The following is a 21,526-nucleotide window of genomic DNA, read 5'->3' on the forward strand; positions in this document are numbered from 1 at the left end:
AGCAGGCGCGCGAGTACCGCATGAGCTGCTGCGGTGGCGTGCATCGTCGGCTTCTCCCCGTTCTCCTTGGCATCGGATGCATCGCATGCTAGCATCGCCCGTATTGCAGAAAAAGATGGCGTCTGTTCATACAAGACAGTAGCCACCGAGCCCGAGGAAGTGCATGAAGAACCGTCAGGTCGAGACCCGTGGCCGCGCAGCCGAGATCGTCATGAACCCGCGCCGCCTGGGGGCGCTGCAGCCGGGCCGCCTGAGCGCGGCGCGCAGTCTGTACGCGAAGATGATCCGGGAGCACTGGCGCATCGAGCTCGTCTCGGCCGACATCGATCGCGTCGGCTCCGGCCGCGTGCTCTACCGCATCGAAGCCGATGGTCACGTGATGCACGTCGTGGCGTTCTCGGAAGAGCCCCAGATGGTGGACCGGAGCCCGCGCATCATCGGCTCGAGCTGGGACATCGTCGGAGCGCTCATCGACGGAGAGGTGAGCGACGCCGAGCTGGAGGACACCCGCACAGCGATTCCGCGGCTCTACGCCGGGCGGGCGACACCCGAGACACTCGTCTGGTTCCGCGCCAACCGCAGCATCCGCGTATTCGATCACGTCGTCGAAGCACTGGCGGCGGGGCAGCAGCCCGACGTCGACCGCATCGCCGAGGTCGGGTACCTGCTGCGCAACACCGGACTCGACGGCAACGGCACCTTCGGCACGAAGGACTTCCAGAACTACGGCCCCGAGCACCCGCTGGCGATCCCGTACTCCGCGCAGCTCTTCACCGCGTACATGATGCGCGAGATCTCCCTCGACCTGGTGAACCTCATCGCCCGCGCTCGCAGTGCGGAGTCCGTCGAAGCGGACGTCACGACGCGGGGAAGCCTCGCGGTCGGCAACGGTTCGGCGCTCGGGCTCGTTCTCCTCACGATGAATCGTCCGCAGCTGGTGAATGCGTGGATCAGCGGCTACGAGGGCCTGCTGGCCGACGTGCTCGAGCAGCGCATCACCCCGGACGTCTTCGCACGAGTCGACGAGCTGCTGCGCGAGGCGATCACCTTCAAAGAGCAGGATCGCACGGACTACGGCGTCTTCCCGTCGGGAGAGGCGGTCGCGGTCGATCTCGCCCTCATCCGACGCATGCTGCGCAAAGCGGAGGGCGCGCATGCCGCCGGAATCGCCATGACACTCGGCGAAGTGTCGCGGTCGATTCCGACCACCGTGACCCCGGACGCGCAGGAGATGTTCCATTCCCTCCTCCTCGAGCTCGCACCCGTCGAGCAGGTGATCGAGGCGACCCGCGCGCTCATCGTCGACGAGCGCAAGCAAGCCGACCCGACGACCACCGTCGCCGACCTCTCCGCGCAGATATCGCGCGGCTACGCGTGGGTCTCGGAGTTCGCGGTCGCTCCGCACGAAGATCGCTCCCGCATCTGGTACAAATCCCGCAACTCGGAGGAACCGCGCAGCGGCCCGGTCGCGGAGGTGCCCGACCGCACGAACGATCTTGCGATCGACCTGATCGGCGGTGTTCGCGAGCTGCAGCACGCGCTGAGCGACGCGGCACCGAGCGAGCGGATCGGGCGATTCCTCGCGAGGCATCCGCAGCTCGGCCAGATCGTCGGCTACGTGCAGGCGACGGCCGACCTGCCCTATGCGACGCCGCACATGGATGTGCGCGACGACCGATTCGTGCCCGCCTACATCATCCGGCTCTTCAACGCGTTCTGCTACGGACTCGATAAGACCCGCGACGTGCACCAGCGCAATCTCCGCGGTCTGATCTTCGAGAACGCCCACTTCAGCAGAGATCTCGGTCTCGAGGCACGTGACTGGCGTTGGGCGGTCAGCGCATGAACGCGGAGGCCGGCGAGACGCAGGGACGCCAGAAGGCCGGCACTCCGGTGCTGCAGACGGGGATGAAGATGCTCGCCGCGATCGACATGCTCTCCAAATCGGAGGACGGGACCACGGTCTCCGTCTTCGCCGAGCGGATGGGGTGGGCGCGCGCCGCCGCGCATCAGTATCTGCAGACGGCCGTCGCGGCGGGATGGGCGTTTCAAGATGAGAGCGCCATGTACCATCTGAGCCTGCACGTGGCCGAGCTCGCGACGAAGGTGAACCCGGCGAAGGAGCTGAGGCCGGTGCTGCTGCCCGTCATGCAGGAGGCGGTCGCCGAGCTCGGCGCCCCCGTCTCATTCGCCGTGATGGAGCAGAGCAGCCCGGTGATCGTCGAGCGCGTCGAACCGGTCCGCGCGAAGTTCATCAGGCGCGGGTACGAGGCCAGGGTCTCCCCGAGGTCGTCCGCCTCCGGCCAGGTGCTGCTCGGATTCTCGGACGACGTCTACCGGGCGGTCGCCCGCGAGGCGGAAGTGCTCGACGATTCGGTGTACGAGCGCGTCAGACGACAGGGGTACGCGATCGTGCACTCCGAGTGGCTCGGCGATCTCATCACCGCCGTAGCGGTTCCCATCATGAAGGGCGGTGCGTGCGTCGGGGCGCTGAGCGTGATCACGGAGCAGGGGATCCTGCCAGACGACACCCTCATCACGACGATGCAGCGCGCTGCGAAGCGCATCAACAACGACCTCGCCGCGTAGCGGAGCAGCGAATAAGGAGAATGGCAGCAGTGGCTCTCGAAGTACAACAACGAAGTGTTCTCTCGGCCTTCGCTCACGACGATCCGGATACCCTCCCGAACACGGACCACATTCCGGCGCGCATCCGAATGTCTCGCCGCGAGCTCTCGCTGATCGTCGAGCGACTGATCATGGCGCTCGACTGCCCGCAGGGGATGTGGCCCGGCGTGCGCGATTTCGTGCTCGAAACGATCGCGGTCACCGGCGCTGCTGGGGTCGACGAATTCGAACGCGCCATCGCGGCTCGTGAACCGGGGCGCTCCTGGCTGAGCGCTCGTCTCACCCCGGACGGCATCGACGCCGGCGGTGAGAGCCTGCTGCTCGCCGGGGACGTGATCGTGAATGCGCTCCTCGCCTCGGCCGCCGACGATCCGGCGAAGCCCTTCGTCGTGACGGGCCTCGCATCGGTGATCGGGTATGCCGGGCTCGACGTGCGAGCGCGCTATCACGGGTATGCGCTGACCTCGGAGGCCGACCATGACGCAGGCACCCTTCGCGTCTCGATCGAGCGCTGCGACGCCGACCGCGACGCTGACGTCGTCCAGCTTCTGCGCGACGGCGTCGAGGTCTCGGGCGAGCAGTGGTGGCGCATCTACCAGCCGTCCAACTTCGCGCTGAGCGTCGAGTCCGAGCTTTCGCGCACGCACACCGGAGTGAGCGAAACGCTCCTCCACTATTCGGTCTGAACCCCGGGGGGAACCATGAATGTCGATAGTTTGATCTGCTCCCGGCTCGACCGCCGGGGCATCGAAGAGATCCGGGCGGGCGGTGTCGACGCGGTCACCGTGACCTGCGGATTCTGGGAGGACGCCATCGAATCCCTCGATGCGGTCGTCTCCTGGCGCGAGCTGGCCGAGGCGAACAGCGACATCGCGCAGATCGTCGCGAGTGCAGCGGACATGCGCGAGGCCAGGGCCGCGGGGCGTCTCGGCATCGTCCTCGGATTCCAGAACAGCTCCTTCCTGCAGGGGCGCCTCGGGTTCGTCGAGGTGTTCGCCGACGTGGGTGTGCGTGTCGCGCAGCTGACCTACAACATCCAGAACGACATCGGGGGGAGCTGCTACGACCCGCACGACTCGGGACTCAGCCGCTTCGGTGCGGAGGTCGTCGGCGAGATGAACCGAACCGGAATGGTCATCGACCTCTCGCACGTCGGCAACCGCACCTCGCTCGACGCCGTGCACGCTTCGAGCATGCCGGTCGCCGTGACGCACGCGAACATCTTCGAGCTCGTGGAGCACCCGCGCAACAAGCCGCTCGAGGTGCTCCGGCCGCTCGTCGAACACGGCGGGGTCATCGGTCTCACGACCTACCACAACCTCACGCGGGGCCGGATCGCGACTCCGGAGCTGTGGTCCGAGATGGTGGCGCGTTCCATCGATCTGCTCGGACTCACCGCCGTCGGCATCGGGACCGATGCGAACCAGCGCGGCACCGACGAGTACCGGGAATGGATGCGCCGCGGCCGCTGGAGCCGTCAGCCGCAACTGGGAGCATCGCCGCCGCCGGGGGTGGCGCCGTCCGAGCGACCCGACTGGTTCAGCGGCCCGCAGGATTTCGGCCGTCTCGGAGCCGCCCTCGAAGCACGCGGGCTCGGCCGGGAGGAGCGCGAACTCGTGCTCGGAGGCAACTGGATGAATTTCTACACCCGGGTCATCGATGACGTCCGGGAGAAGCAGATGGGAGGGGTCGCATGAGTGCGTCACTAGCAGAGCGGACGCGACTGGGGGGAGTGAGCGTCGAGGGCGTATCGAAGATCTTCCGACGGAAGCGCCTCGAGATCCATGCGCTCTCCGAGACCAGCGCCGAGTTCAAGCAGGGCGAGTTCGTCTCGCTCATCGGGCCGAGCGGTTGCGGCAAGTCGACGCTGCTGAAGCTCATCGCCGGTCTCGACTCCCCGTCGAGCGGTGAGGTGCGCGTCGGCGGAGAGGTCGTCTCGGGTACCCTCCCGACGGCGAGCGTCGCATTCCAGAAGCCGACCCTGCTGTCCTGGCGGAATGTGACCGACAACATTCTGCTGCCGATCGAGATCCGGGGCGGACGGCCGACGAAGGCCGACCGGGCGTACGCGTCGGAACTGATCGAGATGATGGGGCTCCAGGATTTCGCGTCGCACTACCCCCGCGAGCTCTCGGGAGGGATGGAGCAGCGCGCCGCGATCGCGCGATCGCTGATCACCCGCCCCGAGCTGCTGCTCATGGACGAACCGTTCGGCGCGCTCGACGAGTTCACACGGGAAGACCTCAACGAAGAGCTGCTCCGGCTCTGGGGAGCCGAACCGAAGACCGTGATCTTCGTCACGCACAGCATCTCGGAAGCGGTGTTCCTCTCCGACCGGATCGTCGTGATGTCTGCCCGCCCCGGTCGCATCGTCGACGTCATCGACGTCGACCTCCCGAGGCCGCGCTCCGCGCGAACGAGGACCTCTCCCGAATTCAACGAACTCGTCAGGCGGGGCCGCGTGAGCCTCGAAGCCGCGAAGGCGGCCGGCGGACCGGCGAACGATGCAGAAGCAGGTGGCAAGTCATGAGTGCGACGAAGACGGAACTGATGCCCGTGCTCTCGGGCGACGAGGTGCGCAAGACGACCGGCCGCGAGGCGACCCTGCGGAGCGCCCTCGCCTCGACGAACGTGCGCGCGGTGATCATCGTGCTCGTGATCTTCGGGGGCGGCTTCTGGCTCTGGAATCTGAGCACCGAACGCGGCTGGGTGTCACCCCTGCTGCTGGCTCCGCCGGAGGCGGTCGGAGAGGCCCTCGCGCGCATGTTCTCGGACGGCACGATCTGGACGAACCTCGCGGCGACGGCGCAGATCACGATCCTCGGACTGACGATCGCCATCGTCCTCGCGCTGCTGATCAGCTTTCTCTTCGTCTTCTCCGAGTCGTTGCGCAAAGCCGTCTACCCGATGCTCATCATCATCCAGACGTTCCCGAAGGTCGCGATCGCCCCGCTGATCATCGCGGGCTTCGGATACGGCACGACACCGAAGGTGATCCTCGCCGCGCTCATGGCCTTCTTCCCGATTCTCGTGAATGCGCTGGTCGGCATGACGAACATCAACGGCGACCAGGTGAACCTCTTCCGGTCGGTGGGAGCGTCGAAGTGGCAGGTGATCCGCAAACTGCGCATCCCGAATGCGATCAGCTACCTGCTCCCGGCGCTCAACAGCGCCGCGGTGCTCGCGCTCATCGGCACGATCGTCGCCGAGTTCGTCTCCGCGCGCGAAGGAATGGGATTCGCGATTCAGGCGGCCGTGCAGACCGGCTCGGTCGGCACGACGTTCGCGCTGCTCTTCGTGCTCGGATGCTTCGGCGTCGCGATCTGGCTCACCATGGCGGCGCTCAACTTCCTTCTGCGCAAGTACCAGCGATAAGCGCAGGCACTCTGCACCACTTCGATCCACAGGCAATGTAGCCATCTCATAGAGGAGAACACCAGCATGAAGCAACACAGGATCACCGGAGCCGCGGCGTTCGCGGCGGTCGCAGCCCTCGCGCTCTCCGGTTGCGCATCGTCAGAGGGCGGCGCATCAACCGAGGGTGCGGCGGACCTGACGCCGATCACCTTCGCCGTCACCGACCAGACGCTCTCGGCCGCGACCGCGAGCTACGCGACCGTGCCGATCGATCTCGGCTACTTCGCAGACGAGGGACTCGACGTCACGATGCAGCCCGTCGAGACCGCGCTCTCGGGTGTGCAGTCCGTCGTCTCAGGCAACTCGGTATGCACGTACGCGTCCGTCGCCACGGCGCTTCCCACGGTGGCCGGCGATCCGTCGATCACCATCGTCGGATCGACGGCGGGCAACATGTTCCGAGTGGTCGCGCCGAAGTCGAAGGGATTCACGTCGGTCGCCGATCTCGAGGGCAAGACGATCGGCAGCAACTCGGCGACGGCGACGGGCATCAACTACGCGATCGGCGGCATGGAAGCCGCCGGTGTGAGCGCGTCGAAGGACCAGTTTCTGCCCGTAGGGTTCGGCGCGCAGACAGCGCTCGCGTTCCAGCAGGGCGAGATCGACGCGTACTCGGCGTGGGACAGCCCGAACCTCGTCGTCGAGTCGCTGCTCGATGAAGAGCTCGTCAATCTCGACTCCGTGATGAACGACCTCAACGGCACGTCCACGTTCGTCTGCTCCACCGAGGCCGTGGAGAACGACCCGGAGATGATCGCGGGGATCTGGCGCGCGTTCTACAAGGGCGCGGTCTTCGCCGAGGAGAACCCTGAGGCTTCGATCAAGCTGCACTGGGAGCGCTACCCCTCCGCGAAGCCGACCGAGGGCACTGACGAGGAGCAGCTCGCGCTCGCGGTGCGGCAACTCTCGACGCGTCTCGAACTGACAGGCGGTCAGGGCAACTCGGGCCAGTACGGGTTGCAGACCGACGAGGACCTGCAGCAGATGGTCGATCTCCTGACCGAGTACGGCGTGATCGAGGGCGAGGCTGCCGACTACGACGTCGCCACGCTGTTCAACCACGACCTGACGGATCAGATCAACGACTTCGATCCCGAGGCGATCCGGCAAGAAGCGAAGGAATACACGGCCGAGTAATGCGGGGATGCGCGTGACCGGCGCGCATCCCTCTTCCGCAACCCACACATCGAAAAGGTGCGCATGTCCGACCTCGTCGCGAACACCATTGTCACGCAGCTCGAACGTCGCGGGGTGCCCCGCGTCTATCAGGTGCCGGGGGAGAGCTTTCTCGGGCTCCTCGACGCCCTGCGGGACTCGCCCATCGACCTGATCACCGCTCGCCACGAGGGCGGGGCCGGGTTCATGGCCGTTGCAGAGGCCCGGCTCACGGGCCGGGCGGGCGTCGTCGCGGTGACGCGCGGGCCGGGCGCCGCCAACGCGTCGATCGCGATCCACACCGCCTATCAGGACTGCACCCCGCTCGTCGTCTTCGTCGGGCTGATCTCGACCCATGTGCGCGACCTCGAATCGTTCCAGGAGTTCGACCTCAAAGCCTGGTTCGGGAGCACCGCGAAGGCCGTGTTCATCCTGGATCATCCCGCGAGCGCGGCCGAACGCGTGGCGCGGGCCTTCGAGATCGCCGAGTCCGGCCGACCCGGCCCCGTCGTGGTCGGACTGCCGGAGGAGGTGCTCGTGCAGCGCGCCCCAGGCGTGGTCCCGGTACCGCGGACCGAGCGGCCGCCGCTCGCGCTCACCGCGGCATCGGTCAGCGCAGCGGCCGGCGCGATCGATGCCGCGGAGCGCCCCGTGTTCGTCGTCGGCGGTGACGGCTGGAACGTCGAAGCGGCGGCGCTTCTGCGCCGCGTCGCCGAGCAGGCGGGCATTCCGGTCGTCTCCGACTTCCGCGCTCACGACGCGTTTCCGCACGAGTCCCCAGCGTGGGTGGGCAGCCTCGGCTTCGGCCGCAACGCCGGAGCGGCGGAAGCCTACGGGTCGGCAGACCTCGTGTGCTACCTCGGCACGGTGCGCCGGGATGTGCTCTCGGACGAGTACACGCTCGGAGGCGACGAGAGCTGCACGATCGTGGTGAGCCCGGACGCCGACCTGCTCGGACACGAGGGCCAGGTCTCACTGCAGTACGTCGCCGACCCTCAGGACTGGCTGCGAGCGCTGACGTCGGTGCGCGCGGCGACTCCGGCGCGGATCGATCGCCTGCAGCGCGAACGGGCCGCCTATCTCGAATGGAGCATTCCGGCGGCCGAGCGCACCGGGGAGGACGAGTGGCGCGGATCCGTCTTCGGGGAGATGCAGCGCCAACTCCCCGAAGACGCCATCATCACGGTCGGCGCGGGCAATTACGTCATCGGCGCGCTCCGTTACCTGCACCACCAGCACCCGCGCACCTTCATCGGGCCCAGGAACGGGGCGATGGGGATGGGCGTTCCGGCCGCCGTCGCGGCCTCGCACGTGCACCCCGGCCGCACCGTGGTCGCGCTGGCGGGAGACGGGTGCTTCGGCATGAACGGTCAGGAACTCGCCACACTCCAGGCGACGGGTGGGCGGGCGATCATCATCGTCTTCGACAACGCAGGCTTCGGCACGATCCACTCGCACCAGGAGCGGCACTTCCCCGGTCGTCCGGCAGGGACGTCGCTCACGAATCCCGACTACGCGTTGCTCGCACGCGCGCACGGCATCGAAGCGAGCGCGATCAGCGATCTCGCCGACTTCGGACCGGCCCTTCGACGCGCGCTCGCCGCCGACGGATCGACCCTGCTCTGGGTGCTGCTGCCGCCCGTCCCGACCGGTGCCGCGCTGCCGACCGGTGGTCGCGAGCAGCCGTCGGGGGTGCGCGCATGAACGCCGTCGACGCGTCGGTCGAGCACGTGCTCGGCGCCGCTCATGCAGCCTTCGCCGACTGGCACCGGCAGAGCGTCGCCGCGCGAGCGCAGGTGCTGGCGCGCGCGGCGAAACTCTACGAGGAGCGCGCCGACGCCCTCGCCGAGCAGATGGCGCTCGATATGGGAAAGCCGATCGCGCAGGGTCTCGCGGAGGTGCGATCGTGCATCGCGATCCTCTCGTACTACGCGGACAACGCCGCCGACCTGCTCGCACCCGACCTCATCGCGCACGAAGACGGGAACCAGGCAGAGGTGCGACTGCAGGCGATCGGCGTCGTGCTCGGGGTCATGCCGTGGAACTACCCGCACTACCAGTTGATCCGGTGCATCGCGCCGAACCTGCTGCTCGGGAACGCCGTCGCGTTCAAGCACGCATCGATCTGCGGGGGGAGCGCAGCGCTGGTCGAGGCGCTCTTCATCGATGCCGGGGCCCCGCGCGGTCTGGTGCGCGATACCGGGTTCACGCATGCGGAGGTGTTCGCGGCGATCGCGCATCCGCTCGTCTCCGGCGTCTCGTTCACCGGCGGAGAACGTGCGGGTGCCGCGATCGCGGAGGCGGCGGGAGCCGCATTGACGAAGGTCGTCCTCGAGCTCGGCGGCAGCGACCCGTTCATCGTGTTCGATGCGTCGCGCGCACGCGAACTCGCGAGGCTCGCCGCGACGATGCGGCTCTCGAACGCCGGGCAGACGTGCGTCTCGCCCAAGCGGATCATCGTGCGACGCGATCTGCTCGACCAGTTCGTCGATGACTTCACCGCGGAGTTCTTCTCCGCGCTCCCCGGGGATCCTTTGGACGGCGAGACCCGTCTCGGTCCGTTGTCGAACGAGACGGCCGCTGACGAGTTGCGCAGCGCGGTGCGAGCGGCGCAGCAGCAGGGTGCCGAGGTGCGGGGGTCGTTCGAGCGCGATGACGAGGATCCGTGCCGTTTCGCTCCCGTCGTGCTGCTCGAGCCGCTCCGCGAGCTGCCGGTCTGGCATGAGGAGCTGTTCGGCCCCGTCGCGATGATCGTCGGCGCCGACACGATCGACGAGGCGATCGAACTGGCCAACGATTCGCCCTACGGCCTGGGTGCGACGGTGTTCGCGGATACGTCGGAGGCGGCCGAGCGGTGCGCGACCGAGATCGTCGCCGGCATGGTGTCGATCAATCGCCTGAAGGGCGGCAGCCCCGCGCTGCCGTTCGGCGGGGTGAAGCGCTCCGGGTTCGGGCGCGAGCTGGGCGCGCAGGGGCTCCGGGAGTTCTCGAATCAGAAAGTGGTGGTGATCGACCGGGGGTAGCGGCTCGAGGCGCGAATGCCGCCGGCTTCGGTGAGTGATTCGGCTTCGCTGAGTGAACTTCGTGCTGGATGGTCTCACCGGGGCGGCGCACATACACATGCATCGCAGTCCGATGCAATTCGTGCTACTGTCTCTCTCGTGAGCGAGAAACTTTCAGAGAATGGTTCAGGTGCCGATGCGCTTGCTCTCGATCTCACCCGCGTCACCGGGCGATTCGCCCGCGTGGCCGGCCGCGTCGCCGGCGGCGGCTTCTCGCTCATCGCGTGGCGCGTGCTCGCCGAGCTCGAGCAGGCGGGCCCCATGCGCGTCAGCGCCCTCGCGCATCAGCAGCACGTCGCGCAGCCCTCGATGACGGGTCTCGTGCAGCGCCTGGAAGGCGAGGGCTGGGTGAGCCGTGCCCCCGACCCCGCCGACGGGCGCGCCACGCTCGTCTCCGTCACGCCCGCGGGAGTGGAAGCACTCGAGGAGTACCGGGCGGCCGCCGCAGCACGGGTGCGCCCGCACCTCGACGCGCTGTCCGACTTCGACCGGGCCACCCTCGCGCGCGCCGCGGAGCTCATGCAGCAGATCGGCGACGGCATCGACGCCCGCCCGGGCTAACCCGTCTCCCGTCCCGATCACCGCATGAACCGCGCGCCGAGCGCGCCAGACCCCAGGAGCAGATCACGTCCACCACCGCTGAATCACGACCGGGCACCGAGTCCACACCCGTATCGTCGCCCGCCCAGAAGACGTCGATCCTGCGCCAGCCCACCGCGGTGTGGGCGATCGCCTTCGCATGCGCCGTTTCGTTCATGGGCATCGGGCTGGTCGACCCGATCCTCCCCGCGATCAGTCACGAACTCGGCGCGAGTCCGAGCCAGACCATGCTGCTCTTCACGAGCTACCTCTTCATCACGGGCGCCGCGATGTTCTTCACGAGCTGGGTGTCGAGCCGCCTCGGCGTGAAGCGCACGCTCCTCGCCGGGCTGGTGCTCGTCGTCATCTTCGCCGCGCTCGCCGGGGCATCGGCGTCGGTCGACGCCATCATCGGGTTCCGCGCAGGCTGGGGCCTCGGCAACGCGCTCTTCATCTCGACCGCGCTGGCCGCGATCGTCGGCGCGGCCTCCGGCGGCGCTCGGCAGGCGATCGTGCTCTACGAGGCAGCCCTCGGCGTCGGGCTCGCGGTCGGACCGTTGGTCGGCGGAGTGCTCGGCTCGGTGTCGTGGCGCGGACCGTTCTTCGGCACGGCGGCGCTGATGGGGGTCGCCCTCATCGCGATCCTCGTGCTGCTGCGTCAGCCCAAGCCGGCACCGCCCGCCGACGCCGCCCCGCCCGCCGAGCGGGTGTCGATCCTCGCCGGTTTCCGGGCGTTGCGCAATCCTGCGCTGCGATCGCTCGCGCTCGTCGCGCTGTTCTACAACTTCGGATTCTTCGTGCTGCTCGCCTACAGCCCCTACCCGATGGAGGCCGCAGCGCATTCGCTCGGGCTCGAATTCGGTGCGCACGAGCTCGGCCTCGTCTTCTTCGGCTGGGGGCTCGCGCTCGCGATCACCTCCGTGCTCGTGGCCCCGGCGCTGACTCGCCGCTTCGGCCTTCGACCCGTGCTGTTCTCGATGCTCAGCGGGCTCACCGTCTGCCTCGTGCTGCTCGGCTGCTTCACCGGGTCGCTGACCGGACTCGTCGTGGTGGTCATCGTCAGCGGGCTCTTGCTCGGCGTCATGAACACTGCGCTGACCGAGGCCGTGATGGAAGCGACGGATCTGCCCCGGAACGTGGCATCGTCGACGTACTCGGGTGTGCGATTCATGGGAGGCGCTGTCGCGCCCGCGGTCGCAGGGCCGATCTCGGAAGCCCTGGGCGCCGGTGCGCCCTACTGGTTCGGGGCCGCGGCGACCGGCATCGCCATGATCATGCTCGGGATCGCGGGTCGTCACATCGCCCACATCGGTCGCCCGCACGAGACCCCGGTGGAGGAAGCGCAAGACATCACGTCGGGCGACGCGTAGCCGAGGTGCACCGGGCGCCCCCGGTTCTCGGCGGTGTCGGCGGCGTCCGCCACAATAGAGGCATGGCTGAAACCGCGATCCCGCTCTTCCTCGACTGCGACCCGGGCATCGACGACGCCATAGCGATCGCCTATCTGCTGTGCCAGCCCGACGTCGAGATCGTCGGGATCGCCGCGAGCGGCGGCAACGTCTCGACAGAGCAGGTCGTGCGCAATACGCACGGCTGGCTCGCCCTCGCCGGGCGCACCGACCTGCCGGTCTTCCGCGGCGCGGTGCACCCCCTCGCGCAGACGGCGACGGCCGCGCGTGAGGAGGCGGAAGCGGCGACGGGCGCCCGCGCCTCGTCTGACGCCGCCGCGGACCCGGAGTACGCGGAGGTGACCCACGGCGATACCGGATCGGGGTACGCGACGCTTCCGCAGCCGACCAGCGCCACACGAGACGCCAGCGCTGCGCAGGCCTGGGTCGATGCGGCGAGAGCGCGCCCAGGCGAACTCATCGGCGTGATGATCGGCCCCGCCACGAACCTCGCCCTCGCCCTCGAGATCGCGCCCGAGCTGCCCCGGCTGCTGAAGCGGCTCTTCGTGATGGGCGGAGCCTTCAACTACCGCGGCAACACGCACCCGACGACGGAATGGAACGTGAGCTACGATCCGGAGGCCGCCGCCCGTGTCTTCGCCGCGTTCGGCGAGGCCTACGTCGCTGGTGAGGCCCCGTTCCCGCCGGTGATCGGGCCGATCGAGGCCACTGAGATGGTCGAGATGACGCCCGAGCGCCTCAGCCGCATCGTCGATGGAGCGCACCGCGCGTCGCCTCGATGGCGTGCGCTGCTGCACGAGATCGAGGAAGCGCTGCGGTTCTACTTCGAGTTCCACGAGGAGGACGGCCACGGCTACCTCGCGCACATCCACGACCCGTACGTTGCGGCGACGGCGGTGCACTGGGCGCGGAGCGCGGCAGCGTCCGTGCCGCCGATCCGCGGTGCGGGAGCCCCGCGCGACCCGGCCGAGGTGCAGGCCGAATCGCGCGGATCGGCGACGGCTGGCAGAATTCCCTGGGCGGAGACGGCGATCGCGCCGGTCGATGTGGAACTGACCGGAACGCTGACGCGCGGCGAGACCATCGCCGACTGGTTGGGTCGATGGAACCGACCCGCGAATGCGGAGATCATTCGTCGTGTCGACGCCGCACGCTTTCTCGACCACCTCACTGACACCCTGATGGAAGGACCGCAGCATGACCGCACGCGATAGCGTCTCTGGGCAGGGGCTCATCACCACGATGAGTCCCGGAGAAGCCCGCCCCACCGCCCCGAAGTGGGCGTACCTCCTCACCGCCGCCGGCGCGGTCGTGATCACCGCCACCTACGTCGCGGTGCTCGTCACGCAGCCCGCAACGCTCGGGCAGGACCTCGGCAATACCACCCTCTGGGTCATGGTCGGCTATCTCGCCGGTGCAGCGCTCATCGCCGCCGGCACGCTGCCGCTCATTCCGCGCAGCATCTTCGCGCTCATGCCGATCGCCATCGCCTTGAACATCACCGTCGGGCAGATCGTCGGCACACTGACTCCCATCCCGCTCTACCTCGACTCGCTCGGTTCTGTCATCGTCGGCGTGCTCGCCGGCCCGGCAGCCGGGGCACTGACAGGCGTGCTCGGCAATCTCATCTGGGGCGTCACCATCAACCCCACAGTCATCGCGTTCACCGCCGGTGCCGCCTTCATCGGCGCCGCAGCCGGCTGGGCCGCCCGGCTCGGCGCATTCCGGGCCGCATGGTGGGCCGTGCTCGCCGGAGCGATCGCGGGGATTCCCGGGGGCGCACTGGGCGCTCCCGTCGCAGCTTTCGTGTTCGGCGGAGGCCTCGGCGTCGGCACCGGCGGCATCGTCGCGACGCTGCAAGCGGCAGGGCTCGAGATGCTGAACGCGACCACGGTGCAGAGCCTCGCCTCCGACACCGCGGACAAGGCGATCATCTTCCTGCTCGCCTTCCTCGTCCTGCGCACCCTGCCGAAGCGCATCGTCAGCAGGTATCCGCTCGCCATGCGCTCGCTCTCCGGCAGGCGCGCGACGACGCCCAGCGTCTCCGGCTGACCATGGAGGATCGCCCGTTCGCCGCTGACCCGGTCATGAACGCGGGCAGCGCCCCGCCCGACCCGATCGGTGCGGCGAACGGGCGACCCGGGATCCGCCGTGCGAGCCTGCTGCACCCGGCCACCGAGCTCGTGCTGCTCGCCTGCGCGCTCGTGCTCACCTACGGTATTCCGTCTCCGATCGTGCCGGCGGCGCTGCTCGTCGTGTCCGCCACGATCGCTGCGTGCTCTCCACGTGTGCGCTTCGCTCGCTGGAGCGCGACCGTCGCAGTGCTGGCCGTGCCGATGCTCATCATGGTCGGCATCATCCAGGGGTTGTTCTACCCGGGCGACGACCTCGAGGTGCTGTGGCGCTGGGGTGCGGCAGCGCTCACCGTCGAAGGGCTCTCCGTCGCTCTGCAGCTCTGGTTGCGGGTCGCGGCGATGATCGCCGTCTGCGCCCTCTTCGCGTTCGGCTCCGATTCGGCGCGCACATTCGACGGCATGATCCGTCTGCGCCTGCCGCTCGGCATCGCATACGTCTGCGCGACCGCGCTGAGCCTGATTCCTCTGCTGCGCGATCAGGTGTCCCACGCGCTCTCGGCGAGAGCGGCCCGAGGCTGGAACACCGCCCGGCTCCGCACGCGGGTGCGCCTCATGCCCGGCATCATCGGTGGCCTGCTGACGGCTTCGCTCGTCCAGCTCGACCAGCGGCACGACACCCTCGAGCAGCGGGGATTCGGGCGATCCCCGCGGCCGGCCGAGTTGCAGGATCACGCCGACGGCGCGCTGCAGCGCGCGCTCCGGTGGGGAGCGCCGATCTCGACGATACTGCTGGTGGCCGCCGCGCTCGGCGGCGTGCTGCAGGCGCCGACGGCATCCGAGCTGCTGGGGGTGCTCCGTGGCTGACACCCCGGTGCTGTCGCTCACGGGGGCGGGTTTCGCGTTCCACGGCGCCGAAACGAGCGCGCTGGCGAGCGTCGATCTGAGTATCGGCCCGGGCGAGATGCTCGCCGTGCTCGGACCTCAGGGTGCGGGCACCTCGACGCTCTGCCGACTCGCGGCCGCGCTCCTCGGCGATCGCGGGGCGACGTCGGGCTCTCGAGCCGTGGGCGGCAGCGTCGCGATGCTCGGCGACGACCCCGAGGCCCAGCTGACGGGCATGACGAGCTACGTCGATGACGAGGTGCGACTGCCCGCACGGCTCGCAGGCAGTGCACGCCCCGTCGACGTCCGCGCCGCCCTCGACATGTTCGGCATGCAACGATTGATCGGCCGGCGCCTCGACACCCTCTCGGGAGGCGAACGGCAGCTCGTCGCCCTCGCAAGTCTCATGACGCTCGGACCGTCACTGCTCGTGCTCGATCAACCCGCGCTATCGCTCGACCCCGATGCCCGGCAGCGGCTCTCGCGAGCGCTTCGACGCTTCCGCGCATCGGGAGGGGCCGTGCTGCTCGCCGGGCACCAGTTCGACGAACTGGCGGAGACTGCGGATCGCGTGCAGTTCCTGCGGGCCGGTCGCATCGTCGACAGTGCGCACCCCGGATCGCTCACGGATGCGCTGCTGGCCGAGCACGGGGTCTGGAGCACGGTCGGGATCGCCCGCCCTGGTGGCGTCTCCGAGGAGCGCGAGCCCCCGTCGACTGAGGCCGCGTTCCTTGGGCGCGATCTCGACGCGCCTGGACTGCATGTGCACGGCCTCACCGTGGTGCGCGGGAGGTCGACCGTGTTCCAATCGTTCGACTGCAGCGTCGCTCGCGGCGAGGTGGCGGCGATCGTGGGCCCGAACGGAACCGGAAAATCGACGTTGCTCCGTGCCATCGCCGGGATGCTCGTCGCCGACCCGACGGTGCGCGTCGCGGGTGAGGTGCACGTCGGTCGCACCGAGTTGCACGGCCTGCCGGCGCACCAGCGCGCGCGGTGGGTGGGCTGGGTGGGGCAGGATCCCGGCGCGCAGCTCTCGTCCGCGACGGTGCAGACCGAACTCGAGCGCGCCCTGCCGCTGCCGCCTCACCGGCGCCGAGATCGCGCGCAGCTTCGATCGGATCGCGCAGCGGCGGTCGGCCGAGTGCTCGAGCGGACCGGGCTCGCCGAGCACGCCGGCGAGCATCCCTACGACCTCGCGCCGGCGCAGCGCAAAGATCTCGTCATCGCATCGGCGCTGCTGCTGCGGGCCGAGGTGCTCCTCCTCGACGAGCCCACGCTCGGGCGAGATCTTGCCGCGATGCGCCGTCTGGAGCGCGTGATTCGCGAGTTCTCCGCCGCGGGAGGTGCCGTGGTCGTCACGACGCACGACCTGCGGTGGGCCGGGCGCGTCGCCGCGCGCACCGCGCGCCTCGGGTGAGGGATCCGGCTTCGGTGAGACCCACAGGCCGGAATCGGCCCCACCGAAGCCGGATCTCTCACCGAAGCACCGGCGCCACACCCGCGCTGCGCTCCGTGGGCTGGCGCTGTGGCGCCACCGGGCGCGGTGCCCGAACGCGCTGCGTTCGAGCTCAGCGCCCCACCCCGCGCTGCGCTCCGTGGGCTGGCGCTGTGGCGCCACCGGGCGCGGTGCCCGAACGCGCTGCGTTCGAGCTCAGCGCCCGCCCGTCGCAAGCTTCATGAGGTCGCTGTCGAAGTCGATGCCGAGCTCGGTTCCCCCGGCACTGCCGTAGGAGTGCTGATACGCGCCCCACGTCTCGCCGCGCACCGCTTCACGGAATCCGCCGTCCACGAGGGCGACGAGCTCCGTCGCAGCGCGCTCGATCCGCTTGCCGAAGTCGCGGCTCGTCCAATCATCGGGGGCCGCGAAGAGGCCGGTCGGCACGGTGATGGTGCGGAGGTACGCGAAGAGCCCGCGCAGCTGGTCGTCGACGACGAGCGCATGCCGGGCGCTGCCGGCCGTCGCTCCGAGCACGACGGGCGTGCCGATGAGGAGGTCGTTGTCGAGCACCTGGAAGAAGGCGGTGAAGAGCCCGCTTGCGCCGGCCTTGTACACGGGGGTCGACGCGACGATCGCGTCGGCGTCGCGCATGATGTCGCTGGCCGCCTGCAGTGCGGGGGAGACGTGCTGGGTGACGAGCGCCGTCGTGACGTCTTCGGCGAGTGCACGGAGATCGACGAAGCGAACGCGCAGTTCGATGCCGCGCTGCGCTGCGAGCTTCGCTGCGGCTTCTGCGACGCGGTTCGCGAGCATCGTCGTGGTCGACGGGTCGCTGGTGCCGGCGCTCACGACGGCGAGGGTGCGCGGGTGAGCGGTCGAAGCCTCTGGTGAGGGAGCGGCTGATCCTTCAAATGGTGTGTTCATGGGGTGCTCCTCAAGGAACGCGGTGGGAATGACGGGGTGAGAGACGATCAGGCGGGTGCGTCGCCGGTGACGAGCTTGCCGGCGAGGCGGCGCAGATCGTTCAGCTCTGGGGCGGTGAGCGCGGAGCCGAGCTGCCGTGCGACGCTTTTCGCGTGCGCCCGCCCGACCTGCTGCTGCAGGCGCTCCCCCTCGGGGGTGAGGCTGAGCAGCACGGCGCGGCCGTCTTGGGGATCGGGCTCACGCGCGATGAGCCCCCGCGCGGCGAGGCGCTCCACCATGCGGGAGAGCGCGGGCTGGCTGAGCAATACGCCGCCCTGCACATCGCACATGCGCATCGGCTCACCGCGTTTGGAGAGCGTGTAGAGCACGTCGTACTCGCGCATGCTGATCTCCGACCACATGTGCTCGGCGGCGAAGGTGTGCATGAGCGCCGCGTGCGCCGACATCACCGATTCCCAAGCCTCGTTCGCGAGGCGCACATCGATACGAGTGGGCTGTTCCATCTCGCGTTCTCCTTCATCCTGCGGGTCTGACCGGGTAGAGGAGGGGTGCTGCCGCAGCAGCGCCCCTCCGTGAACGGACGGGGGATCAGGCGACCCCGAACGCCGCTCCCCGCTTCGCGGGTGAATCCTGGTACGGAGAACCCCCTGTGACATTGTCCCCCCGATTCGCGTTCGGGCGGGGCTGCCGCGGCGCCGCGTCGCCGTACTTGGCGGTGACGAGGTCGGCGTGAGACGGGGCTTCTGCGACCTCTGGGTCGCGGTCCTTCGCCATCTCGGCGCGCAGCACCGGGAGCACCTCCGAACCGAAGAGGTCGAGCTGCTCGAGCACGGTCTTCGTGGGGAGGCCTGCGTGATCGATGAGGAACATCTGACGCTGGTAGTCGCCGAAGACATCGCGGAATCCGAGCGTCTTATCGATGACTTCCTGCGGGCTGCCCACGGTCAGGGGCGTCTGGCTGGCGAAGTCCTCGAGCCGCGGCCCGTGGCCGTACACGGGGGCTTCGTTGAAGTAGGGGCGGAACTGCGACATCGCGTCCTGCGAGTTCTTCGCCATGAAGGCCTGCCCGCCGAGGCCGACGACTGCCTGCTTCTGCGTTCCGTGCCCGTAGTGCTCGAAGCGCTCGCGGTAGAACCGGACGAGGCGGAGCGAGTGCTCGGAGGGGGCGAAGATGTGGTTCGAGAAAAACCCGTCGCCGTAGTAGGCGGCCTGCTCGGCGATCTCCGGGGTGCGGATCGAGCCGTGCCACACGAACGGGGGCACGTCGTCGAGCGGGCGCGGCGTGCTCGTGAAGCCCTGCAGCGGGGTGCGGAAATTGCCGTCGTAGTCGACGACGTCCTCGCGCCACAGACGGTGCAGGAGGTTGTAGTTGTCGAGCGCGAGGGGCAGCGCCGAGCGGATGTCCTTGCCGAACCAGGGGTACACGGGCGCGGTGTTGCCGCGTCCGAGCATGAGGTCCATGCGGCCCTTCGCGAGGTGCTGCAGCATCGCGTACTCCTCGGCGATGCGCACCGGGTCGTTGGTGGTGATGAGCGTGGTGCTGGTGGAGAGCTTCAGCGTCTTCGTCATCGCCGCGATGTAGGCGAGGAACGTCGTCGGGCTCGAGGAGAAGAAGGGCGCGTTGTGATGCTCGCCGACGGCGAAGACGTCGAAGCCCACCTCTTCGGCGTGCACGGCGATCTCCGCGAGTCCCTGGATGCGTGCGGCCTCGCTCGGCGTCTCACCCGAGACCGGGTCGCGGGTGACGTCGCTGACCGAGAAGATCCCGAATTCCATGATGTGCTCCTGTGTGTCTCGTCTTCCGCGCCATTTATATGCGCCTGCATACAAATGTAACACGCGAGATGCTGATTCATTCCCGATATCTTTGAGGCGATGGATGACACGGATCGCGGCGCCGCTGCCCGCGCAGGATCGCGTGGCCGTCGCACCCTCCGCTACGCCGTCGGCGGTGTCGCTCTCGCTGCGCTCATCGTCGCTGCAGGCGCGGCCGTCCTCGTCGGGACCGGCCAGAGGAACGGGGGAGGGGCGCCGCCGGCGCACGCGACCGACGCGTCGCCCCCGTCGCCCGCCCCGCCCCCGACTGCGACGGGCGGCGCGCTGCCGGCTGCCGATGCCGCGTGGCTCCAGCGGGTCTCGGGCGCAGCGGATATTCCCGAGCGGGCCCTCCGCGCATACGCGATGGCGGCGTTGACGCTCGCAGACGAGCAGCCGGGCTGCCGGCTCGGCTGGAACATGCTCGCAGGCATCGGCAAGATCGAGTCCGAGCACGGCAGCATCGACGGCGCGAGGTTGCTGCCGAGCGGCGAGACGACGCCACGCATCATCGGCGTGCCGCTCGATGGCACCGATTTTCTCGCGACCCCCGACACCGACGGCGGCGTCATCGACGGTGATGCGCAGTGGGACCGCGCGGTGGGGCCGATGCAGTTCATTCCGAGCACGTGGGACGTGTTCGGCCGCGACGGCAACGGCGACGGGCGCATCGAGATCGACCAGATCGATGACGCGGCTCTGTCAGCTGCAGCGCTGCTATGCGACCCGGGACTCGACCTCACAGTCGGCGAGCACTGGATCGCGGCACTCGACGGCTACAACCCGAGCGCGTCGTACAACAACGACGTGGCAGACGCCGCCGAGTACTACGCGCAGTTCGGCTAGCGGCTGCTGAGATGCGCGCGGGCGGTGCCGGATCCGCAGATCCAGCACCGCCCGCGCCTCGCAGGCGGCCGTTCTACTCGCTCAGCAGCGCCTGAATTCGGCGGACACCCTCGACGAGCGCCTCGTCGCCGAGTGCGTAGCTGAAGCGCAGGTACCCGCTCGGGCCGAACGCCTCGCCGGGAACGGCAGCGACTTCGGCCTCGGAGAGGATGAGGTCCGCGAGCTCCAGCGACGTCTCCGGCGTGACGCCCCGATAGGTCTTGCCGAGGGCCGACGTGACGTCGACGTAGGCGTAGAACGCACCCTCGGGCGTCGGGCAGTGGAATCCGGGAACCTCGTTGAGCTCGGCGACGATCAGCTTGCGCCGACGATCGAAAGCCTGCCGCATGGCTTCGATCGGCTCCTGCGGACCCGTGAGCGCCGCGATCGCAGCGCGCTGCGCGATGTTGTTGACGTTCGAGGTCAGATGCGACTGCAGGTTCGACGCGCCCTTCACGATGTCGGCCGGGCCGACCATCCATCCGAGGCGCCAGCCCGTCATGGCATAGGTCTTCGCGACGCCGTTGACGAGGATCGCGCGATCCTGCAGCGCGGGGACGGCCTCGACGATGGAGACCGCGCGCACGCCGTCGTAGGTGAGGTTCTGGTAGATCTCATCGGCGATGATCCACAGCCCGTTGGCCTGCGCCCACTCGCCGATCGCGCGCGTCTCCTCCGGCGAGTAGACGGCGCCGGTCGGGTTGGAGGGCGACACGAAGAGCAGCACCTTCGTGCGCTCGGTGCGCGCCGCTTCGAGCTGTTCGACCGTGACCTTGTAGTGCTGTTCCGCTCCTGCGAAGACCTCCACGGGAACGCCGTCGGCGAGCTGGATCGCCTCGGGATAGGTGGTCCAGTACGGTGCGGGCAGCAGCACCTCGTCGCCCGGATCGAGCAGCACTTGGAAGGCCTGGTAGACGGCCTGCTTCCCGCCGTTGGTGACGACGACCTGGGAGGGCTCGACCGCCCAGCCGGAGTCGCGCGCGGTCTTGTCGGCGATCGCGCGCTTGAGATCGGGAAGGCCCGCAGCTGCGGTGTACCGGAAGTTCTTCGGATCATCGAGTGCGGATCGGGCCGCGTCGACGATGTGCTGCGGCGTGGAGAAGTCGGGTTCACCTGCCGCGTAACTGATGACGGGGCGCCCCTCGGCCTGCAGGGCTTTCGCCTTCGCATCGACCTTGAGCGTCGCCGACTCGGCGATTGCGGAGATCTTCTTTGATAAACGGGAGATGTGGCTCACGATTCGATCCTATCCCCGGG

The 21,526-nt window shown here is 68.9% G+C and carries 20 protein-coding genes; 16 read left to right on the plus strand and 4 right to left on the minus strand.

Annotated features, from left to right (window positions below; all coding sequences use genetic code 11):
- Positions 1-163: 163 nt before the first annotated feature.
- From WFH23_RS00005 to WFH23_RS00075, 15 genes are all read left to right on the plus strand, one after another.
- The gene (locus WFH23_RS00005) at positions 164-1,846 is read left to right on the plus strand and encodes a hypothetical protein (protein ID WP_336661185.1); all 1,683 of its coding nucleotides are present in this window, start codon (positions 164-166) and stop codon (positions 1,844-1,846) included.
- Positions 1,843-2,589: an IclR family transcriptional regulator gene (locus WFH23_RS00010; RefSeq protein WP_090146613.1), complete on the plus strand. Its 747-nt coding sequence runs from the start codon at positions 1,843-1,845 to the stop codon at positions 2,587-2,589. The genes WFH23_RS00005 and WFH23_RS00010 overlap by 4 nt, the downstream gene beginning before the upstream one ends.
- A gap of 20 nt (positions 2,590-2,609) precedes the next feature.
- The gene (locus WFH23_RS00015) at positions 2,610-3,314 is read left to right on the plus strand and encodes a hypothetical protein (RefSeq protein ID WP_336661186.1); all 705 of its coding nucleotides are present in this window, start codon (positions 2,610-2,612) and stop codon (positions 3,312-3,314) included.
- Positions 3,315-3,329: 15 nt separating this feature from the next.
- Positions 3,330-4,325, plus strand: a complete 996-nt coding sequence (locus WFH23_RS00020; protein WP_336661187.1) for a dipeptidase — start codon at positions 3,330-3,332, stop codon at positions 4,323-4,325.
- Entirely contained in the window at positions 4,322-5,158 is an 837-nt protein-coding gene (locus WFH23_RS00025) for an ABC transporter ATP-binding protein (protein ID WP_090146619.1), read from the plus strand. Before WFH23_RS00020 ends, WFH23_RS00025 begins: the two co-directional genes overlap by 4 nt.
- Positions 5,155-6,003, plus strand: a complete 849-nt coding sequence (locus WFH23_RS00030) for an ABC transporter permease (RefSeq protein WP_090146621.1) — start codon at positions 5,155-5,157, stop codon at positions 6,001-6,003. Before WFH23_RS00025 ends, WFH23_RS00030 begins: the two co-directional genes overlap by 4 nt.
- A 66-nt stretch (positions 6,004-6,069) precedes the next feature.
- Positions 6,070-7,182, plus strand: coding sequence for an ABC transporter substrate-binding protein (locus WFH23_RS00035; RefSeq protein ID WP_090146623.1), 1,113 nt, complete (start codon positions 6,070-6,072; stop codon positions 7,180-7,182).
- Between the two features lie 63 nt (positions 7,183-7,245).
- Complete coding sequence (locus WFH23_RS00040; RefSeq protein ID WP_336661188.1) at positions 7,246-8,904, plus strand: thiamine pyrophosphate-dependent enzyme; 1,659 nt, start codon at positions 7,246-7,248, stop codon at positions 8,902-8,904.
- Positions 8,901-10,223 carry an aldehyde dehydrogenase family protein gene (locus WFH23_RS00045; RefSeq protein WP_336661189.1) on the plus strand — a complete coding sequence of 441 codons (1,323 nt, stop codon included), beginning with the start codon at positions 8,901-8,903 and terminating at the stop codon, positions 10,221-10,223. Before WFH23_RS00040 ends, WFH23_RS00045 begins: the two co-directional genes overlap by 4 nt.
- Before the next feature lie 138 nt (positions 10,224-10,361).
- Positions 10,362-10,823 (plus strand): MarR family winged helix-turn-helix transcriptional regulator, encoded by a 462-nt coding sequence (locus WFH23_RS00050; RefSeq protein WP_336661190.1) that lies wholly within the window; start codon positions 10,362-10,364, stop codon positions 10,821-10,823.
- 62 nt (positions 10,824-10,885) lie between these two features.
- On the plus strand, positions 10,886-12,211 hold the full coding sequence (locus tag WFH23_RS00055) for an MFS transporter (protein WP_442918680.1): 1,326 nt from the start codon (positions 10,886-10,888) through the stop codon (positions 12,209-12,211).
- Positions 12,212-12,273: 62 nt separating this feature from the next.
- Entirely contained in the window at positions 12,274-13,464 is a 1,191-nt protein-coding gene (locus tag WFH23_RS00060; RefSeq protein WP_336661191.1) for a nucleoside hydrolase, read from the plus strand.
- The gene (locus WFH23_RS00065; protein WP_336661192.1) at positions 13,448-14,302 is read left to right on the plus strand and encodes a histidine kinase; all 855 of its coding nucleotides are present in this window, start codon (positions 13,448-13,450) and stop codon (positions 14,300-14,302) included. The genes WFH23_RS00060 and WFH23_RS00065 overlap by 17 nt, the downstream gene beginning before the upstream one ends.
- A gap of 2 nt (positions 14,303-14,304) precedes the next feature.
- Positions 14,305-15,189, plus strand: a complete 885-nt coding sequence (locus WFH23_RS00070; protein ID WP_336661193.1) for an energy-coupling factor transporter transmembrane component T family protein — start codon at positions 14,305-14,307, stop codon at positions 15,187-15,189.
- Complete coding sequence (locus WFH23_RS00075) at positions 15,182-16,624, plus strand: ATP-binding cassette domain-containing protein (protein WP_336661194.1); 1,443 nt, start codon at positions 15,182-15,184, stop codon at positions 16,622-16,624. The genes WFH23_RS00070 and WFH23_RS00075 overlap by 8 nt, the downstream gene beginning before the upstream one ends.
- 234 nt (positions 16,625-16,858) lie before the next feature.
- Here WFH23_RS00075 and WFH23_RS00080 read toward each other — a convergent pair whose 3' ends face one another.
- From WFH23_RS00080 to WFH23_RS00090, 3 genes are all read right to left on the minus strand, one after another.
- Positions 16,859-17,569 carry a CE1759 family FMN reductase gene (locus WFH23_RS00080; protein WP_336661195.1) on the minus strand — a complete coding sequence of 237 codons (711 nt, stop codon included), beginning with the start codon at positions 17,567-17,569 and terminating at the stop codon, positions 16,859-16,861.
- A 47-nt stretch (positions 17,570-17,616) separates the two neighbouring features.
- A complete protein-coding gene (locus WFH23_RS00085; protein WP_336661196.1) occupies positions 17,617-18,072 on the minus strand; it encodes a MarR family winged helix-turn-helix transcriptional regulator in 456 nt (151 codons plus the stop codon).
- Positions 18,073-18,157: 85 nt separating this feature from the next.
- Positions 18,158-19,345 (minus strand): CE1758 family FMN-dependent luciferase-like monooxygenase, encoded by a 1,188-nt coding sequence (locus WFH23_RS00090; RefSeq protein WP_090146645.1) that lies wholly within the window; start codon positions 19,343-19,345, stop codon positions 18,158-18,160.
- Between the two features lie 99 nt (positions 19,346-19,444).
- Here WFH23_RS00090 and WFH23_RS00095 point away from each other — a divergent pair, with 99 nt between their 5' ends.
- Positions 19,445-20,230 carry a lytic murein transglycosylase gene (locus WFH23_RS00095; protein WP_090146647.1) on the plus strand — a complete coding sequence of 262 codons (786 nt, stop codon included), beginning with the start codon at positions 19,445-19,447 and terminating at the stop codon, positions 20,228-20,230.
- Positions 20,231-20,303: 73 nt separating this feature from the next.
- Here WFH23_RS00095 and WFH23_RS00100 read toward each other — a convergent pair whose 3' ends face one another.
- Entirely contained in the window at positions 20,304-21,506 is a 1,203-nt protein-coding gene (locus WFH23_RS00100; protein ID WP_090146649.1) for an aminotransferase class I/II-fold pyridoxal phosphate-dependent enzyme, read from the minus strand.
- Between the last annotated feature and the right edge of the window lie 20 nt (positions 21,507-21,526).

This window comes from Leucobacter sp. USHLN154, assembly GCF_037145595.1.
In the GTDB taxonomy this organism is placed as follows: Bacteria; Actinomycetota; Actinomycetes; order Actinomycetales; family Microbacteriaceae; genus Leucobacter; species Leucobacter alluvii.

Bases quoted from the DNA above. Each gene is read 5' to 3' on its own strand.
- WFH23_RS00040 (WP_336661188.1), top strand. From the start codon at position 7,246: ATGTCCGACCTCGTCGCGAACACCATTGTCACGCAGCTCGAACGTCGC.
- WFH23_RS00030 (WP_090146621.1), top strand. From the start codon at position 5,155: ATGAGTGCGACGAAGACGGAACTGATGCCCGTGCTCTCGGGCGACGAG.
- WFH23_RS00060 (WP_336661191.1), top strand. From the start codon at position 12,274: ATGGCTGAAACCGCGATCCCGCTCTTCCTCGACTGCGACCCGGGCATC.
- WFH23_RS00025 (WP_090146619.1), top strand. From the start codon at position 4,322: ATGAGTGCGTCACTAGCAGAGCGGACGCGACTGGGGGGAGTGAGCGTC.
- WFH23_RS00010 (WP_090146613.1), top strand. From the start codon at position 1,843: ATGAACGCGGAGGCCGGCGAGACGCAGGGACGCCAGAAGGCCGGCACT.
- WFH23_RS00015 (WP_336661186.1), top strand. From the start codon at position 2,610: ATGGCAGCAGTGGCTCTCGAAGTACAACAACGAAGTGTTCTCTCGGCC.
- WFH23_RS00095 (WP_090146647.1), top strand. From the start codon at position 19,445: ATGGATGACACGGATCGCGGCGCCGCTGCCCGCGCAGGATCGCGTGGC.
- WFH23_RS00045 (WP_336661189.1), top strand. From the start codon at position 8,901: ATGAACGCCGTCGACGCGTCGGTCGAGCACGTGCTCGGCGCCGCTCAT.
- WFH23_RS00005 (WP_336661185.1), top strand. From the start codon at position 164: ATGAAGAACCGTCAGGTCGAGACCCGTGGCCGCGCAGCCGAGATCGTC.
- WFH23_RS00085 (WP_336661196.1), bottom strand. From the start codon at position 18,072: ATGGAACAGCCCACTCGTATCGATGTGCGCCTCGCGAACGAGGCTTGG.
- WFH23_RS00020 (WP_336661187.1), top strand. From the start codon at position 3,330: ATGAATGTCGATAGTTTGATCTGCTCCCGGCTCGACCGCCGGGGCATC.
- WFH23_RS00080 (WP_336661195.1), bottom strand. From the start codon at position 17,569: ATGAACACACCATTTGAAGGATCAGCCGCTCCCTCACCAGAGGCTTCG.
- WFH23_RS00090 (WP_090146645.1), bottom strand. From the start codon at position 19,345: ATGGAATTCGGGATCTTCTCGGTCAGCGACGTCACCCGCGACCCGGTC.
- WFH23_RS00035 (WP_090146623.1), top strand. From the start codon at position 6,070: ATGAAGCAACACAGGATCACCGGAGCCGCGGCGTTCGCGGCGGTCGCA.
- WFH23_RS00065 (WP_336661192.1), top strand. From the start codon at position 13,448: ATGACCGCACGCGATAGCGTCTCTGGGCAGGGGCTCATCACCACGATG.
- WFH23_RS00070 (WP_336661193.1), top strand. From the start codon at position 14,305: ATGGAGGATCGCCCGTTCGCCGCTGACCCGGTCATGAACGCGGGCAGC.